Origin of the sequence: Campylobacter mucosalis (genome assembly GCF_013372205.1) — a bacterium.
Lineage (GTDB): Bacteria > Campylobacterota > Campylobacteria > Campylobacterales > Campylobacteraceae > Campylobacter_A > Campylobacter_A mucosalis.
The window spans coordinates 909,578-924,046 of the sequence record NZ_CP053831.1; the positions used below are offsets into that span (position 1 = coordinate 909,578).

The 14,469-nt window shown below is 35.8% G+C and carries 17 protein-coding genes; 10 read left to right on the forward strand and 7 right to left on the reverse strand.

The annotated features are described in order from the left end of the window. Positions 1-8 precede the first annotated feature (8 nt). Genes purS through CMCT_RS04785 form a run of 4 tightly spaced genes read left to right on the forward strand, consistent with a single transcriptional unit; the run spans position 9 to position 2,830 of the window. On the forward strand, positions 9-245 hold the full coding sequence (gene purS / locus CMCT_RS04770; RefSeq protein ID WP_034966973.1) for a phosphoribosylformylglycinamidine synthase subunit PurS: 237 nt from the start codon (positions 9-11) through the stop codon (positions 243-245). Then, positions 242-907 carry a phosphoribosylformylglycinamidine synthase I gene (gene purQ / locus CMCT_RS04775; RefSeq protein ID WP_034966971.1) on the forward strand — a complete coding sequence of 222 codons (666 nt, stop codon included), beginning with the start codon at positions 242-244 and terminating at the stop codon, positions 905-907. The genes purS and purQ overlap by 4 nt, the downstream gene beginning before the upstream one ends. Then, complete coding sequence (locus CMCT_RS04780; protein WP_034966968.1) at positions 901-2,172, forward strand: SH3 domain-containing protein; 1,272 nt, start codon at positions 901-903, stop codon at positions 2,170-2,172. The genes purQ and CMCT_RS04780 overlap by 7 nt, the downstream gene beginning before the upstream one ends. Beyond that, positions 2,153-2,830, forward strand: a complete 678-nt coding sequence (locus tag CMCT_RS04785) for a lysophospholipid acyltransferase family protein (protein ID WP_034966965.1) — start codon at positions 2,153-2,155, stop codon at positions 2,828-2,830. The genes CMCT_RS04780 and CMCT_RS04785 overlap by 20 nt, the downstream gene beginning before the upstream one ends. A gap of 10 nt (positions 2,831-2,840) precedes the next feature. Here the strand turns inward: CMCT_RS04785 and CMCT_RS04790 are convergent, their stop codons facing one another. Together CMCT_RS04790 and CMCT_RS04795 are read right to left on the reverse strand one after the other, a co-directional pair. Further along, complete coding sequence (locus tag CMCT_RS04790) at positions 2,841-3,320, reverse strand: GDYXXLXY domain-containing protein (protein ID WP_034966963.1); 480 nt, start codon at positions 3,318-3,320, stop codon at positions 2,841-2,843. Continuing rightward, complete coding sequence (locus CMCT_RS04795; RefSeq protein WP_034966960.1) at positions 3,317-4,498, reverse strand: DUF2157 domain-containing protein; 1,182 nt, start codon at positions 4,496-4,498, stop codon at positions 3,317-3,319. Before CMCT_RS04795 ends, CMCT_RS04790 begins: the two co-directional genes overlap by 4 nt. Before the next feature lie 140 nt (positions 4,499-4,638). Here CMCT_RS04795 and htpG point away from each other — a divergent pair, with 140 nt between their 5' ends. The 3 genes from htpG (at position 4,639) to CMCT_RS04810 (ending at position 8,012) form a co-directional block, all read left to right on the forward strand. Next, on the forward strand, positions 4,639-6,492 hold the full coding sequence (htpG, locus tag CMCT_RS04800; RefSeq protein WP_034966957.1) for a molecular chaperone HtpG: 1,854 nt from the start codon (positions 4,639-4,641) through the stop codon (positions 6,490-6,492). A gap of 37 nt (positions 6,493-6,529) precedes the next feature. Next, a complete protein-coding gene (locus CMCT_RS04805) occupies positions 6,530-7,090 on the forward strand; it encodes a LemA family protein (RefSeq protein ID WP_034966955.1) in 561 nt (186 codons plus the stop codon). 157 nt (positions 7,091-7,247) lie between these two features. Further along, a complete protein-coding gene (locus CMCT_RS04810; protein ID WP_034966952.1) occupies positions 7,248-8,012 on the forward strand; it encodes a DUF3137 domain-containing protein in 765 nt (254 codons plus the stop codon). Here the strand turns inward: CMCT_RS04810 and CMCT_RS04815 are convergent. Genes CMCT_RS04815 through CMCT_RS04835 form a run of 5 tightly spaced genes read right to left on the reverse strand, consistent with a single transcriptional unit; the run spans position 7,987 to position 12,610 of the window. Beyond that, positions 7,987-9,312, reverse strand: coding sequence for a DUF945 family protein (locus CMCT_RS04815; RefSeq protein WP_034966948.1), 1,326 nt, complete (start codon positions 9,310-9,312; stop codon positions 7,987-7,989). The two genes, CMCT_RS04810 and CMCT_RS04815, sit on opposite strands and share 26 nt — an antisense overlap. Beyond that, positions 9,313-9,888, reverse strand: a complete 576-nt coding sequence (locus CMCT_RS04820) for a DedA family protein (protein ID WP_034966945.1) — start codon at positions 9,886-9,888, stop codon at positions 9,313-9,315. 9 nt (positions 9,889-9,897) lie between these two features. Continuing rightward, positions 9,898-10,485 carry a lipid-binding SYLF domain-containing protein gene (locus tag CMCT_RS04825; RefSeq protein ID WP_034966942.1) on the reverse strand — a complete coding sequence of 196 codons (588 nt, stop codon included), beginning with the start codon at positions 10,483-10,485 and terminating at the stop codon, positions 9,898-9,900. A 9-nt stretch (positions 10,486-10,494) separates the two neighbouring features. Continuing rightward, on the reverse strand, positions 10,495-12,048 hold the full coding sequence (rny, locus tag CMCT_RS04830; protein ID WP_034966940.1) for a ribonuclease Y: 1,554 nt from the start codon (positions 12,046-12,048) through the stop codon (positions 10,495-10,497). Continuing rightward, positions 11,969-12,610: a 5-formyltetrahydrofolate cyclo-ligase gene (locus tag CMCT_RS04835; RefSeq protein ID WP_034967628.1), complete on the reverse strand. Its 642-nt coding sequence runs from the start codon at positions 12,608-12,610 to the stop codon at positions 11,969-11,971. The genes rny and CMCT_RS04835 overlap by 80 nt, the downstream gene beginning before the upstream one ends. Positions 12,611-12,659: 49 nt before the next feature. On the opposite strand from CMCT_RS04835, the gene CMCT_RS04840 reads away from it, so the two are divergent. Genes CMCT_RS04840 through CMCT_RS04850 form a run of 3 tightly spaced genes read left to right on the forward strand, consistent with a single transcriptional unit; the run spans position 12,660 to position 14,456 of the window. Continuing rightward, a complete protein-coding gene (locus CMCT_RS04840) occupies positions 12,660-13,241 on the forward strand; it encodes a TlpA family protein disulfide reductase (protein WP_034966937.1) in 582 nt (193 codons plus the stop codon). After that, positions 13,238-14,080: a signal recognition particle-docking protein FtsY gene (gene ftsY / locus CMCT_RS04845; protein ID WP_034966935.1), complete on the forward strand. Its 843-nt coding sequence runs from the start codon at positions 13,238-13,240 to the stop codon at positions 14,078-14,080. The genes CMCT_RS04840 and ftsY overlap by 4 nt, the downstream gene beginning before the upstream one ends. Beyond that, complete coding sequence (locus CMCT_RS04850; RefSeq protein WP_236844909.1) at positions 14,073-14,456, forward strand: VanZ family protein; 384 nt, start codon at positions 14,073-14,075, stop codon at positions 14,454-14,456. Before ftsY ends, CMCT_RS04850 begins: the two co-directional genes overlap by 8 nt. The last annotated feature ends 13 nt before the right edge of the window (positions 14,457-14,469 follow it).

A 14,469-nucleotide genomic window follows, 5' to 3' on the forward strand; every position in this document is an offset into this window, starting at 1 on the left:
GGTGTAAAATGAAAGCAGTTATAAATATAGCACTAAAAAATGGCGTCCTAGACCCAGCTGGTAAGGCGACAGAGCACGCACTTGGTTCGCTTGGCTTTGCAAATGTGAGTAATGTAAGAATCGGCAAACAAATCGTCCTTGACATTGACTCAAACGATAAGAACGAAGCCAAAAAGCAGCTTGAAGTTATGTGTGAAGAGCTTTTGGCAAACACCGTGATTGAAGATTATGAGATAGTGTTATGAAAGTCGCTATCGTTTTATTCCCAGGCACAAACTGCGAAAGAGACACCGAACACGCATTTAAAGTTCTAGGCTGTCAAACAGAAATTATTTGGCACAAGCAAGATAGCTTTAATGCTGATTTGGTTGTATTACCCGGTGGTTTTAGCTATGGCGATTATTTAAGAACGGCCGCTATTGCCAAATTTAGTCCAGCAATGAAAGCGGTCGTCAAACACGCAAAGGCTGGTGGATACGTGCTTGGAATTTGTAATGGTTTTCAAATGCTTTTAGAGCTAGGACTTTTACCCGGTGCTATGCGTAGAAACGAAAGTATGAGCTTTATCTCAAAGTATCATCATCTAAAAGTCATATCAAATAGCAATAGATTTTTATCAAATTTAAGCGTAAATGAGATAGTAAATATCCCTATCGCTCACGGCGAAGGTAACTATTTTACCGATGAAAGCACGCTAAAATCGCTTTATGAAAACGAGCAAGTTTTACTTAAATACTGCGATGAAAACGGGGTAGAACTGAATCCAAACGGCTCGGTTGATAGCATTGCAGGAATTTGCGATAAAGAAAAGAAAATTTTTGGACTTATGCCCCACCCTGAGCGTGCTTGTGAGAAAATTTTAGGCACAGATGACGGGCTAAAAATGCTAAAAGGGCTAGTTTGGTAAAACTCGCCCTTTTTATTTTAACTGCTACTTTCGCATTTGCAACAAGCTCGAATGAGCCTAGCGTATTTGATATGATGGATCGTTCGCAAGATGATAAGCTTGTTTACAAGCCATCACAAAACAAACAGCCAATAATAAATAAAAACACAGACACCAACCAAAAAACGAAAATTTCGCCTGATGAGCTAAAAAACATAGTGCCAACAGATGAGCCTGATTTAAATATCCCTGACTCACAAATTTATGATGTGATAAGTAAAAAAGAGACTGTATTAAAAGCGACAAAAGTGCCAAAATCAGCCTTTGTAGGCGAAATTTTCAGTGTTGAAATTTTACTTGATCCGCAAAGCGATCTTGATTTTGAATTTGAAACAGATATCGACGATAGTAATTTTAAATTTTTAAACAAAAAAGACATTGAGTGGGTAAAGCAAAGTGATGGCAAATATATCGCCACGCTGGTTTTACAAGCAAAAAGCTCAGCGACAAAGTCACTAAAGATTAATGTATCGCTAAAAAGAAACGATCAAGAGTATCAAAATGCAAGTATGAACGTATTTTTGCCAAAATTTAAAGAGATCCGTTCAAAAAGCGATTTTAATAACATTGTAGCTGACATTTTGGAGGTTAAAAAATTTAAAACTACAAAATTTGATGAGAATTCACTGATTATGATAGTTGAGCTATCTGGCAAAAACATCGACTTAGCTTCATTTTACATAGAGGATAAAACTATCCTAAAGCAAGGCGTTGATACGATAGTTGGCAGTTTTGCAAGTCAAAGTGCATACTATTTTGCCGTATTTAAGCCAAACAAACGCACATTAGACTTTAGCTATTACAATCTCTCAAAGTCAAAATTTGAAAGCTTTTCGTTGCCAGTAAGCATAGAAGATGACGAGATCAGCACACAAATTGGGCTAAATCCAAAACAAAGCGAGTTTAGTATCTACAAAAATATCACACTCTATTCGCTTTCAGTGATATTTTTTATACTTACGCTGATACGTCGTAAAGTCAGTTATCTTATCACGACAGCGATTTTCATAGCCCTTAGCGTATACACGTATAATCCATTTAGCAAAGGTATTTTAAAAGCCAATGTAAGCGTTAAAATTTTACCTACTGAGCGATCGACTATTTTTTATACTTCTATAGCAAAAGAGAATATAGAGATACTAAACGAACGGGCTGATTATGTCAAAATTTTATTTAGCGACGGCAAGATAGGTTGGGTTAAAAAAGATGATATTATCAAGAATTAAAGGGGCATTTTACGCTGTTGAATTTATACTAAGTGTAGTTTGTGTTGTTATTTCAATGTGGTTGTTTCCAAAATTTATACACCCTATTCGCAAAATTTGGGCAAAGACGCAACGCTGGTTTGGACTATACAAGATAGAGGTCATAGGTAATCCAGCAAATGACGCAAATTTGATAATGATAAATCACAAGAGTATGCTTGACATCGTTGTAATGGAGGAGATTTATCCAAAAAATTTAGCGTGGGTTGCCAAAAAAGAGATAGGCGACATCCCAATAATTGGCAAAATTTTATCTATTCCAAAGATGATACCAATTGACAGATCAAGTCCAAGGGCGATTGTAAATTTACTAAAAGAGGCAAAAGATCGCATACAAAGTGGTCGCGTTATAGCGATATTCCCTGAAGGTACAAGAGCTAGAGGTGATAAACTGCTGAAATTTCAAAGCGGAACGCAAGTCATCGCTGATAAACTGGACTTAAAGGTTCAACCTGTAGTGATTGTCGGTTCTGAAATTTTAGATGTTAAAAAATTTAGCTTTAAAAATGGCAATATTAAAATAGTTTTTTTAGACCCAGTTGATAGAAGCGACGGCGAGTGGCTTTCTAAAACCAGGCTAAAAATGCAAGAAACCTTAGATTACTGGCGTGAGAGATAACACGCCATTTTCACTCTTGCGTAGTAATCTTTACATCAATGAGTCTAGCGTCGCCGTTAAAAATTTTAAGATGAGCAATCGCCGTTATGTTACTATCAATATCTCTTAGTGCTTTTTCAAGCTCCAAAGCTTTTTTAAATGGTAAAAAATACTTCTCAATGCCAAATTTTTGGACATAATCATATCTTTTACCGCTGATATAAACTCCAGCATTCGGTCTAGTTTTATTAATGCTTATCGTTTCATAATTTCCATCTTTATTTGGCTCTAAAACGGCGTAAATATCGGTTAGTTTTGTATCATCAGCACTTATTTTCATATCGTTAAAATCATATCTTAAATAGACATAATTACCGCGAAAAAAATCCCTCGGGTCATATCCCCTTGTTTTTACATAAACATCTTTACCAAGATAAAGTGGCAAAATAGCGTAGATAAAAAAGCCAACTAACAAAAGTGGCTGAATAAAAATAGCTAAAAATTTTATCATTTTACCCTCCTTTTTCTAGCGATAACAAGCAGCAAAACGGCAAATCCTAAAAAGAGCAAACTCGCCCCAAAATAATCGCCAATTAGCTCAACATAGCGAATTAAAGCGGTTGTAAAAATTAAAGTTATGCCGTAATTTATAGAGCCTTGCTTGATAAGAATAATAGCTAAAACAACACAAACGATTGATGAGATAAGTGCCAAACTCACACCAAAATTTAGCAAAAATGGCAAAGCCCCAAGTAAAATCGCCCCACAAAGCAGGTATAAATTTTGATAATAAAAGGCAAAAATAAGCGAAAGTGCCGTAAAAATTATAAAAAGTGTGCTTAAATAGCTTGAAATTTCAAAGTCGTAAGGCAGATAGTAACCCTCAATTTGCAAACAAAAAAGTATAACTACAATGCCTAAAATCGCACTTTGGTAAAAAATTTTAGCTACGATTTTATAGCTGGTTTTGGCTAAAAACAGGCTAATTGAAGCAACAAATAAAAGATAAGAAAGTGTGGCTAAAATATAATTAAACCATAAAAGCTCAACTTTAAAAAATATCAAAAATATATATGTTGAAATAAGCAGAGCAAAGGATAGAAGTTGTCCTTGTGAGTGCCTTAAAACAGCTATGCCAAGTAGGATAAAAACCGCAAAAAACGGCTCAATTTTATGAATATACTCAAAGCTAAAAAAGACCCAAGCAATGGCAATAATAAGCGAAAATGCGCTAACTAGGCTATCTTTAAAGCTAAATCCAAGCAAAGCCACACCAAGCGCACAAAATAAAATGCCATTTGGCAGGTGCTTATCTATGTGATAAATTTGCGAAATCAGGGCGACACTAGCACAAAATACGATTGAGCCAAGCATTAATAAAGCGGTGGCTTGGTTAAATTTTCTCTTTTGATAGCTTAAAAATCCAGCGAAATTTAAAAGAGCCGTAAGAGAGATCAGCAAAAACGTGCGGATAAAATCAGGTATCTCCTCCCAATTTGCCCCAACCAAAACAAAAAGCGAAAGCCCAAAGAAAAAGTAAGCGATGAGCGTTAGGATATTTGTGCTAACCTCGTTTAAATTAATCTCATATCTACTTGCGATTTTTAGGCTAGTCCTCTCATCAATAATCCCCTCATCTCGCCACTTTAAAAGCTCCTCTTTTAAGAAATTTCTATGCCAAATTTTCAAGCTTATCCTTTAAAATTTTTAGCAAAATTTAGCCAAAATTAGCTTAAAATTTAAACCTTGATACGAACCATATCAAGTTTAAAAATATTTTTAGCACAATACGCTATAATCTGCTAAAAATTTTAAAAATAGGAGCTAAAATGGCAGACAAATTTGAATTTCAAACCGAGGTTAATGACCTTTTAAATTTGATGATACACTCGCTGTATTCAAACAAAGAGATATTTTTGCGTGAGCTTATCTCAAACGCAAGTGACGCACTTGATAAGCTAAACTACCTAAGCCTAACCGATGAAGCTTACAAGGCAATAAGCTACACACCTAGAATTGATTTGAAATTTGATAAAGATAAAAAAACGCTAACGATAAGCGATAATGGTATCGGTATGAGCAAAGATGAGCTTATCTCAAACTTAGGCACAATTGCCAGAAGCGGGACAAAGGGCTTTATAAATAGCCTAAGTGGCGACGCTAAAAAGGACAGCTCGCTAATAGGGCAGTTTGGCGTGGGCTTTTACTCGGCATTTATGGTGGCAAATCGTATTGAGGTAGTTAGCAAAAAAGCACTTGAAAACGAGGCATTTAAATGGAGCTCGGACGCAAAAAGCTACGAGATAGAAAGTGCCACAAAAGATATGCAAGGCACGAGCATTACGCTATTTTTAAACGATGATGAGTTTTGCGATGAGTGGAGAGTTGAAAATATCATCAAAAAATACTCAAACCATATCCCATATCCAATTTTTATGGATAAAAGCGAGTATGTAGCGCCAAAAGAGGGCGAAAAAGAAGGCACTTATGAGAGCAAAAACACTCAAATAAACAAAGCCTCAGCCCTTTGGCGTATGTCAAAAAGCACGATAAAAGCTGATGAATACAACGACTTTTACAAGCAAATTTCACACGATAGCACCGACCCATTGCTTCATATACACACAAAAGCCGAGGGCAAGATAGAGTATAGCACCCTATTTTACGTCCCGGCAACCGAGCCGTTTGATCTGTTTAGGGTGGATTATCAAAGTGGCGTAAAACTCTATGTAAAGCGTGTCTTTATCACTGATGATGCAAAGGAGCTTTTACCACCATTTTTACGCTTTGTGCGTGGTGTGATTGACGTTGAAGATTTACCACTAAATGTAAGCCGTGAAATTTTACAAGAAAACGCCATAATGAGAAGCGTAAAAGAGCAAAGTGTAAAGAAAATTTTAAGTGAGCTAGGCAAGTTAAAAGAGAGCGATAGAGAAAAATACATAAAATTTTACACACTTTTTGGCAAGGTGCTAAAAGAGGGACTTTATGGCTTTGGCAACGACAAAGAGCAAATTTTAGACCTAGTGCTGTTTAAATCAAGCAAAAGAGATGGATTAATTAGCCTAAAAGAGTATAAAGAGGCGATGAGTGCGGATCAAAAATCAATCTACTACATCAGTGGCAACAAAGAGAGTATGCTAAGAAACTCTCCACTTCTTGAAAGCTTTAAGGCAAAGGGCATTGAGGTGCTTTTAATGGACGAGGAGATTGATACAATCGTAATGCCAATGGTAAATGAGTTTGACAAAACGCCGTTTAAGTCAATCTCACACTCTGACATTGATGATGAGATAAAAAGCGATGAGAAAGCCGATGAGAGCAAGGTGGCTAAAACGCTTGTTAAAATGCGTGAAATTTTAAAAGATGACGTTAAGGACGTGCGTTTAAGCTCACGCCTAAGTGAGTCGGCGGCGGTTTTAATCTATGATAAAAACGACCCAGATTTTGCAATGCAAGGGATTTTAAAGCAAATGGGACAAAGCGATTTACCAAAGATTAAGCCTATCCTTGAAATCAACGCAAATCACGAAATTTTCGCTAAATTAGAGCAAAACGAGCTAATGGTAAATGATATCTCTAGGCTACTTCTTGATATGGCAAAAATTAATGAGGGTATGGATATAGAAAATCCGGGCGAATTTAGCAAAATTCTAACAAAAATAATAATAAAGGCAATATAAAAATGCTAAAATACCCCTTAAAAATTAAGGGGTATTTATGAATGAAATTTTGGTATTTTTTCTAGTTATAGTTGTGCTTTTAGTTGGCACAGTAATCGCCATTTACAACTCCTTAATAGCAAAGCAAAATCAAGTAAAAAACATAAACGCAAGTGTTGATGTCGCACTTAAAAATCGATATGATTTAATACCAAATTTAGTAGCTACCGTAAAACAATACGCAACGCACGAAAACGAGCTTTTAACAAAGGTAGTAGAGCTTAGAAGCAGAGCCATAAACGCTGTGGGTATTGAAAATTTTAAAACAAACAACGAAATAAGCGCCACTCTTGGTGGCATAAAAATACTAGCAGAGAGCTATCCTGAGCTAAAAGCTAGTGAAAATTTCATACACCTACAAAAGAGCCTAAACGAGGTTGAGGCGCAAATTGGTGCGGCAAGACGTGCGTATAATTCAGCTGTTATGGTTTATAACAACGCAGTTCAGATGTTTCCAAGCAATATCATCGCAAATATGTTTAAATTTAGCCTTCAAGAGTTTTTTGAAGCTCCAGAAGCCGAACAAAAAACTCTTGATATTAAAGAACTTTTTAGATGAACTCTTGGCTTTTAGGGCTTGAGCTACAAAGACAAAAAAGCCTTAAAAAAGCAAAATTGCCCTATTTATCATCGTTTTTTTAGCCATTATTTTATGTATTTTAAACTATTTTTTAGTAAAAGATTACGATCCAGCTGGATTTTTCATACTTATTTTTATGGCCTCTGTAACGCTTTATAGCTATCTAAATGTGCGTTTTACAAAAAATATAAGAGCGGACTTTAAAGAGTATGTTATGCCTAAAATTTTAAAAGAGATCGAGCCAAATTTAAGCTATCAAAGGCAAAATTTTATAGATCAAAATGAGTTTTTTGCGACTGAAATTTTTAGTACAGACTACTCAAAATACAGCGGAAACGATCTAATGGTTGGCAAAGTAGAAGATGTTTTGGTTAAATTTAGCGATGTTTTAATCAAAAAAGAAATTCAAAACGATAAGCAAAAAGACGAAATAGTCGTATTTTGTGGTATATGCTTCATAGCTAAATTTAACAAAAAGATAAAAGCCACGACACAAGTTATAGACAAAATGGCAAAATTCTCTTTTGGTAGCGGAGAAAAAGCCGTAATGGACGATATTTTATTTGAAAGATATTTTAGGACCTACACGCACGATCAAGTCGTAGCTAGATACCTGCTAACGCCAAAATTTATGCAAAACCTATGCAAACTAAAAGAGCTATTTAAAGCCCCGGTTTGTGCTGTTTTTATGGGCGAAAATTTGTATTTATATATAGACTTAAGGCGTGATAGCTTTGAGCTTGATATGAAAAAACCAATAGATATTGATAGGTTAAACGCTTATAAAAGTGAGGTGAAAATTTTTATAGATATCGTGAAGGTGCTAAATTTAAATGATGATCTGTTTGTGGTTAGCCAAAAGGCTAACCAAAGTGTTACTGACCAAGTATCAGTGAGATAAGTCCGATTTTATCGTTTATCATAATATCCATGTATTTGCTAGGATCAAACTTCATATAGCTAACAAAACCTTTGTTTTCATCAGGTTTTATCATGCCCATTTCAAGTAGTGAAGCTTCGATATTTTCTGCGTTTTCTAAGCCTTTAAAAAACTCGGCAAAATTTGTATTTATATGTAGTTTTGCGTCAAACCTTAAAGTACCAAGGATAGAGAAAATATCCGCATTTTGTGCTATATCACCTTCTACAAATGCATTAGAGCTGAAATTTAGCTCATTGCCACTTTCATTTTTTAGACTAAATTTAGTTATGTCAAATCTAGGCTTAAATGAGAAAAATTCTCTTAAACCACTAATTGATAACTCCATATCATCGCTATAAGTTGCATTAATCAACTTCTCGTATGACTTCATATTCATATTTTTCATACTTGTCTTAAGCAAAAGCTCTTTTAACTTTATGCCATTTATCTCAAGAGTTTTTGTACTATATTCACCATCTGATGCCATTAAACCCTTTGCTTCATCAGCCCAAGAAGCATTTTCACTATATTTAAAATCATCAAATTTTATACTATCAGCTTCTTTTATGGTAAAAGTATCAACCTTTATGTCATTTTTATATGGGTATGAAAACAATTTAATATAGCTAAAATCATTAAGACTTACAGGCTCTTTATACTCCAAATCGTAGCTTAAATTTTTAATCTGAGCAGCAAACTCACTATCATCTAAATTAATATTTTTAATGCTTGATTTGAGTGATTTTATGCTATTTTGAGCTGCTAAAACTTCAAAATTTATGCTCTGGGTCTTTACATTTTTGCCATCTTCTTTAAAATTTACATCTGCAAATTTAATCTTAAAATCTTTCTTTTCATCTAAAGTTGCTATCATATCAACACTGGCAATAACGTTTGAGCCAATCGCTTTTTTAAGCGTATCTTGCATATCCTCGTTTACAACTTTTACATTTGTTGATGACTTAAAACCAGATACGAATGATAGCGGACTGTGAGAAATTTTCGTATCCAAATTTAACTTAAGCTCATCTCCGCTAGGCTCGGTATCCTCATATCCAAATTTTGTAAGAACATCTGCTTGGCTGATTTTTAAATCAAAAGAACCCTTAGATTCAAAAAGACCTGAAGTATATTTTTTGTTTTCAACTTTTAAATTAAGCTCTTTTTCTACATAAGAGACAAATTTGTTATATTCCTCCTGCACCTTTTTTCCTGCAAAGTAACTACCACCAAGTGCCAAAGCACCAACTAAAACTAGAAAAAATAAAATTTTCTTCATCTATTTCCTTGCCCTTGAATTTTTCTTTGTTATTTTTTGTAAAAATAGCCATATACCACCGAGTAACATAATCATAAAAATAGGCATAATATAGCTTCTATCGCCGACATAATCGCCTATGCTCATAAGTAAACTACCAGCAAAAAAACTAGCAAGTCCTATAGCGACAGCCCAAACTACTGATGAGACGATATTTAAAATCGTAAATTTCTTAAATGGATATTTTGTAAGACCGATTGCTATTGGAACAAGGGTTTTTAAGCCGTAAACATATTTCTGTAAAAATATGATAATGTCGCCATTCTTTTTCATCAAAATGTGTGAATATGCGAGTTTTCTACGCTGTTTTTTAATAAGTGGCATAATAAAATCCTTGTTGTATCTGCCCATATAAAATAGCAACGTATCGCCAATTGCGTTTGAAATAGCGGCGATTGCGATACTAAGACTAATGTCCATTTTACCCATATAGCTTAGCACTCCAGCAGCAATAATCGCGACCATACCGCCACCTAGTGTGTATAAAAACAAAACAATATAACCATAAGTAGATAGAGAATTTAACATATCTTGCATATAAAAACCTTAAAATTTTAAAAGTGCTTTTTGTAACTGCTCGTAAGCATAACCGCTATGAAGCATATTTTCATCTCGTGGGCTAATAACAGCTCCACCAAAACTAGCTCCGGCAAAGAAACCAGAATTTGTAGCATACGCGTAGATGTCGCTTGAAAATTTAAAATCGCTACTTCTATGATAGACCCTACCGCCATCGCCAAAGCTAAACGAAGCGTCGGCTTGTATGGTAAATTTCGAGTTTTGTATGTCGTTAATCATACTCTCTTTTAGGATAAAAAACAGTAGTGAACTATCCTCGTAACCAACTTGCAGACCAAAGCTGCCACCACTAATCTTTACTGGCACCAGCTCGGGATTGCTACTTTTTGGAGAGATAACCATAATACCATCTCCAACCATACCACTAAAAACGAAGCCAACTTTTTTGACGCTAGGAAAGATTACGATGGCGTAAGAGCGTTTTAAAAGTGCATCTACCGGCAAATTTTGGTTGGCTCTTATTGTATTTATATAGGCGTTTGCAGAGTTTAAAACAACCTCTTCTTCTGCAAAAAGCCCGGCTATAAATAAAAATAAAACTAAAATTTTTCTCATTTTACTCTTTTATTTAGCGTAATCAACAGCCCTAGTTTCGCGGATAACATTTACTTTTATCTCGCCTGGATACTGCACTTTTGCTTCGATCTCTTGAGCTATCTCTTTTGCTACTAGCACGGCTTCGTCGTCATTTATTAGCTTTGCATTAGCGATGACACGAATTTCACGACCAGCATTTATAGCGTAAGCCTGTTTTATACCCTCTTTGCTTTTTGCGATATTTTCTATCTCTTCAACACGCTTTAAAAAGCTTTCTAAAACCTCACGCCTTGCACCTGGACGTGCGGCACTTAGTGCGTCAGCAGCACAAACTGCCGCACTCTCAACGCTTGTAGCCTCTTCGTGTCCGTGGTGAGCATAAATGGCGTTTATGACAACTGGGTGCTCTTTGTATCGTTTGCAAATTTCGGCACCCAAATCAACATGACTACCCTCATAATCGTGTGTCAAAGCCTTGCCGATATCGTGTAAAATTCCAGCTCTTTTTGCAAGTTTTTCATCGCCGCCTGTTTCAGCAGCGATTATTCCAGCTAGATGTGCTACTTCAAGGCTATGAGCCAGTGCATTTTGTCCGTAACTAGCTCTAAATTTTAGTTTACCAATTAACTTTACTATCTCTGGATGAATTTTATTTAAACCTAAATCAATGACGATATTTTCGCCCTCTTCTTGAACGCTTTGTTCAAACTCATCGGTTACCTTTTTATGAAGCTCCTCAATGCGTGCAGGCTGAATTCTGCCGTCCTCAACTAAAAGTTCAATCACACGCGTTGCAATCGCACGGCGGTATAGGTTAAACGAGCTTAAAATTATCGCATTTGGCGTATCATCAATGATAATATCAACGCCAAGCACCATTTCAAGCGTCTTGATATTTCGCCCCTCTTTGCCAATAATCCTACCTTTTAGCTCATCATTTTTGATATTTACAACATTTATAAGCCTCTCTGTTGCAAACTCTCCTGCAAATCTAGAAGTAGCCTGAGCAAGGATATAATTTACCCTCTTTTTGATGTCACGCTTAGCCTCTTCTTCGTGTCTTCTGACTATATGTGCTATGTCTGCACGACTAGCCTCTTCGACCTTTTTTAGCACGATCTCTCTAGCCTCATCTTGAGTTAGTCCGGCAGCGTGCTCAAGCACTTTTAAGGCTTCCGCGACCTTATTTTGATACGTAGCTTTCAGACTAACGCCCTCTTCATAGGTATTTTTTGCGTTTAGTCTCTCTCGCTCAAGGCTACTTTTACTCTCATTTAAAATTTCTTGCTCATTTAGAAGTGTTTGCTCTTTTTTGTTTAAGTCATCAAATTTTTGAGTATATTCTCTTTGTAGCTTTGTCGTCTTTTCATCATAGCGTTTTTTTGCCTCAAATTCAGCCTCTTGAACCGAAATTTTCGAGTTTTTTAAAACCATTTGCGCCTCGTGCTCAATGGCTTTTGCCTTGGCTTTTGCTTGCTCTAAAAAGATGTTATAGTTTGCGTCATTTATCTTTTTTGCGTACAGATACCCTACGCCAACACCCGTCACACCGGCTCCTAAGCCTATTAAAACCTCTATCATTTTTTCCTCTTTTTATATAATTTTTACTTGGGGTTAGATAAATATCACCGCAAACATCGTGTTTATCAGACAGAATTTTATCTGTGTAAAAATCCAAAATCTCAATAAAAACTATCGTCTTTGGTCGGTAGGATAAGCTATCAAAAAATCTATCATAAAAGCCTTTGCCGTGCCCTACTCTACGCATAGCTCCATCAACCCCAATCGCTGGAACTACCGCCATATCAATACGATCTTTAACTAGCTTTGAAGCCACCGGCTCTCGCAAGTTAAATTTTTTAATTTTAAATGGCATCCTCAATCTTACCATTTTTAAGCTAATATCTACCATAAATGGCACAAATATATCACACTTTGGAAACTTTCTGCGTATTTTGTAAACATCAGCTTCATAAAAAAGTGGCATATAGAGTAAAATTTTCTTAGCTTTTTTAAATTTTATCAACTCCTCAAGTCTTTTTAAAAGCGGATAATGTGTGCATTTTGCCTTAAAAAGCTTTTGGCTTCTTAATTTTTTAAGAGCAGTTTTTCTAAATTCTTGCTTGTTAAATTTAACAATCATTTTATTATCTTTTAGTATAATTTCCGCTATCAAAAATACAAGGAAATTTATGAAATTTAAAAGTGCCATTATAACATTTATTGCTATATTTTTACTATTTGGTTGTGGCGATAAGGATAAAAACCAAGGGCAAAATCAAACAAAAGACAGCAACATAAGCCAAACTAATCAACCACAAAAAAAGCAAATTTATCAAGATAAAATCACACTAAAGCTTTTAAACGGACAAGATTTTGCCCTAAAAATGCGTGAGGATAACGGCATAAACAAAGAAGTAGATGATAAAAAAGCAACGCTTTTTGTGTTTTTTGCGACTTGGTGCCCGCCGTGTCGTGCCGAAATTCCACACCTTAATAACTTAAGTGAGAAATTTGCAAAGGAGCTAAATATAGTCGCCATTTTGCTTGAAAATAAAGGCACTGATGAGATTAGCGACTTTGTAAAGAAAAACAAAATAAAATATAACGTAGCAGTTGGCGATGAAAATTTTATCTTTGAAAAGGCAGTTGGCGGTGTGATTGGGCTACCCGCTTCGATTTTATACAAGGCTAACGGCTCACACGCTGCGACTTACACGGGGCTAGTGCCTGAGGAGATGTTAGAGGGTGATATTTTAAAGGCGGTAAAATGATAGGATTTTTTAAAAGCATTTTTGCTGCTAAAAAAGACGCCAAAATCACAAAAGGACTGCTTGAAGAGCTACTTTTAGAAGCGGACGTGGCGTATGAGATTGTTGAGGAAATTTTATACTATTTACCCCCACAAGACGAGGTAAAAAGAGATGATTTAAAACGCGTGATGAGTAGCTATTTTATCTACGAAAAAGAGCGAGTAATAGCTGATGATAAGCCTTTTGTGGAGCTGATTTTAGGCGTAAATGGCGCTGGTAAAACCACAACTATCGCAAAACTAGCAAATTTATACAAAAATAGCGGCAAAAGCGTGATTTTAGGTGCCTGTGATACCTTTCGTGCTGGTGCAATTGAGCAACTTCGCCAGTGGTCGCTTCGCCTAAATGTGCCAATAGTAGCCTCACAGCAAGGACACGACCCATCGGCTGTTGCTTTTGATACGATTAGCTCAGCACTTGCAAAGAACATTGACAACGTAATTTTAGACACCGCTGGCAGGCTTTCAAATCAGACAAATTTAGCAAACGAGCTAAGCAAAATCGTGCGTATTAGTCAAAAAGCATACGAAAAAGCCCCTCACCGCAAAATTTTAATACTTGATGGCACACAGGGCAATGCTGGTGTGGCTCAGGCAAAGGCATTTAACGAGATTGTTAGCCTTGATGGCGTGATTATTACAAAGCTTGACGGCACACCAAAAGGCGGTGCTTTATTTGGCGTGGCGCGTGAGCTTGAACTACCAATTTTATACATCGGCGTGGGTGAGAAAATGGACGATTTGGTAAAATTTAACCCTGATGAGTTTTTAGATGGATTAATGGATAGCATTTTTGGCTAAAATTTGCTTTTTTATCACACTTTTTGCGGTTGAGTATCTAGCTACGACTTCAAAAAGTATGGCAATAAATGAGGTTTTTTGGGATAAAACAAACCACTTTTTGGCGTTTAGCGTCCTGTATTTCTTGCTAAATTTCGCATTTAAGCTTGAAATTTTAACTAAAATTTCACTACTTTTAGTCTTTGGCATTCAAATAGAGATAGTCCAAAGCTTTCTGCCTAGCAGAGAATTTAGCTTAATTGACATAATTGCCGATTTTATCGGAATTTTGGGTGGAATTTTAGCTGTTTATGTAGTTAAACGAGTAAAATTTAACTATTTGGTTTTAACTTCTCATCTTTATCGCTATAAAATTTATAAAAAACATAACCGATAGTGCCAAAACCTAA

Excerpts from the sequence above, each read along its gene's own strand:
- purS (WP_034966973.1), top strand. The coding sequence starts at position 9 with ATGAAAGCAGTTATAAATATAGCACTAAAAAATGGCGTCCTAGACCCA.
- purQ (WP_034966971.1), top strand. The coding sequence starts at position 242 with ATGAAAGTCGCTATCGTTTTATTCCCAGGCACAAACTGCGAAAGAGAC.
- CMCT_RS04785 (WP_034966965.1), top strand. The coding sequence starts at position 2,153 with ATGATATTATCAAGAATTAAAGGGGCATTTTACGCTGTTGAATTTATA.
- CMCT_RS04790 (WP_034966963.1), bottom strand. The coding sequence starts at position 3,320 with ATGATAAAATTTTTAGCTATTTTTATTCAGCCACTTTTGTTAGTTGGC.
- htpG (WP_034966957.1), top strand. The coding sequence starts at position 4,639 with ATGGCAGACAAATTTGAATTTCAAACCGAGGTTAATGACCTTTTAAAT.
- CMCT_RS04805 (WP_034966955.1), top strand. The coding sequence starts at position 6,530 with ATGAATGAAATTTTGGTATTTTTTCTAGTTATAGTTGTGCTTTTAGTT.
- CMCT_RS04810 (WP_034966952.1), top strand. The coding sequence starts at position 7,248 with ATGGCCTCTGTAACGCTTTATAGCTATCTAAATGTGCGTTTTACAAAA.
- CMCT_RS04815 (WP_034966948.1), bottom strand. The coding sequence starts at position 9,312 with ATGAAGAAAATTTTATTTTTTCTAGTTTTAGTTGGTGCTTTGGCACTT.
- CMCT_RS04820 (WP_034966945.1), bottom strand. The coding sequence starts at position 9,888 with ATGCAAGATATGTTAAATTCTCTATCTACTTATGGTTATATTGTTTTG.
- CMCT_RS04825 (WP_034966942.1), bottom strand. The coding sequence starts at position 10,485 with ATGAGAAAAATTTTAGTTTTATTTTTATTTATAGCCGGGCTTTTTGCA.
- rny (WP_034966940.1), bottom strand. The coding sequence starts at position 12,048 with ATGATAGAGGTTTTAATAGGCTTAGGAGCCGGTGTGACGGGTGTTGGC.
- CMCT_RS04835 (WP_034967628.1), bottom strand. The coding sequence starts at position 12,610 with ATGATTGTTAAATTTAACAAGCAAGAATTTAGAAAAACTGCTCTTAAA.
- CMCT_RS04840 (WP_034966937.1), top strand. The coding sequence starts at position 12,660 with ATGAAATTTAAAAGTGCCATTATAACATTTATTGCTATATTTTTACTA.
- ftsY (WP_034966935.1), top strand. The coding sequence starts at position 13,238 with ATGATAGGATTTTTTAAAAGCATTTTTGCTGCTAAAAAAGACGCCAAA.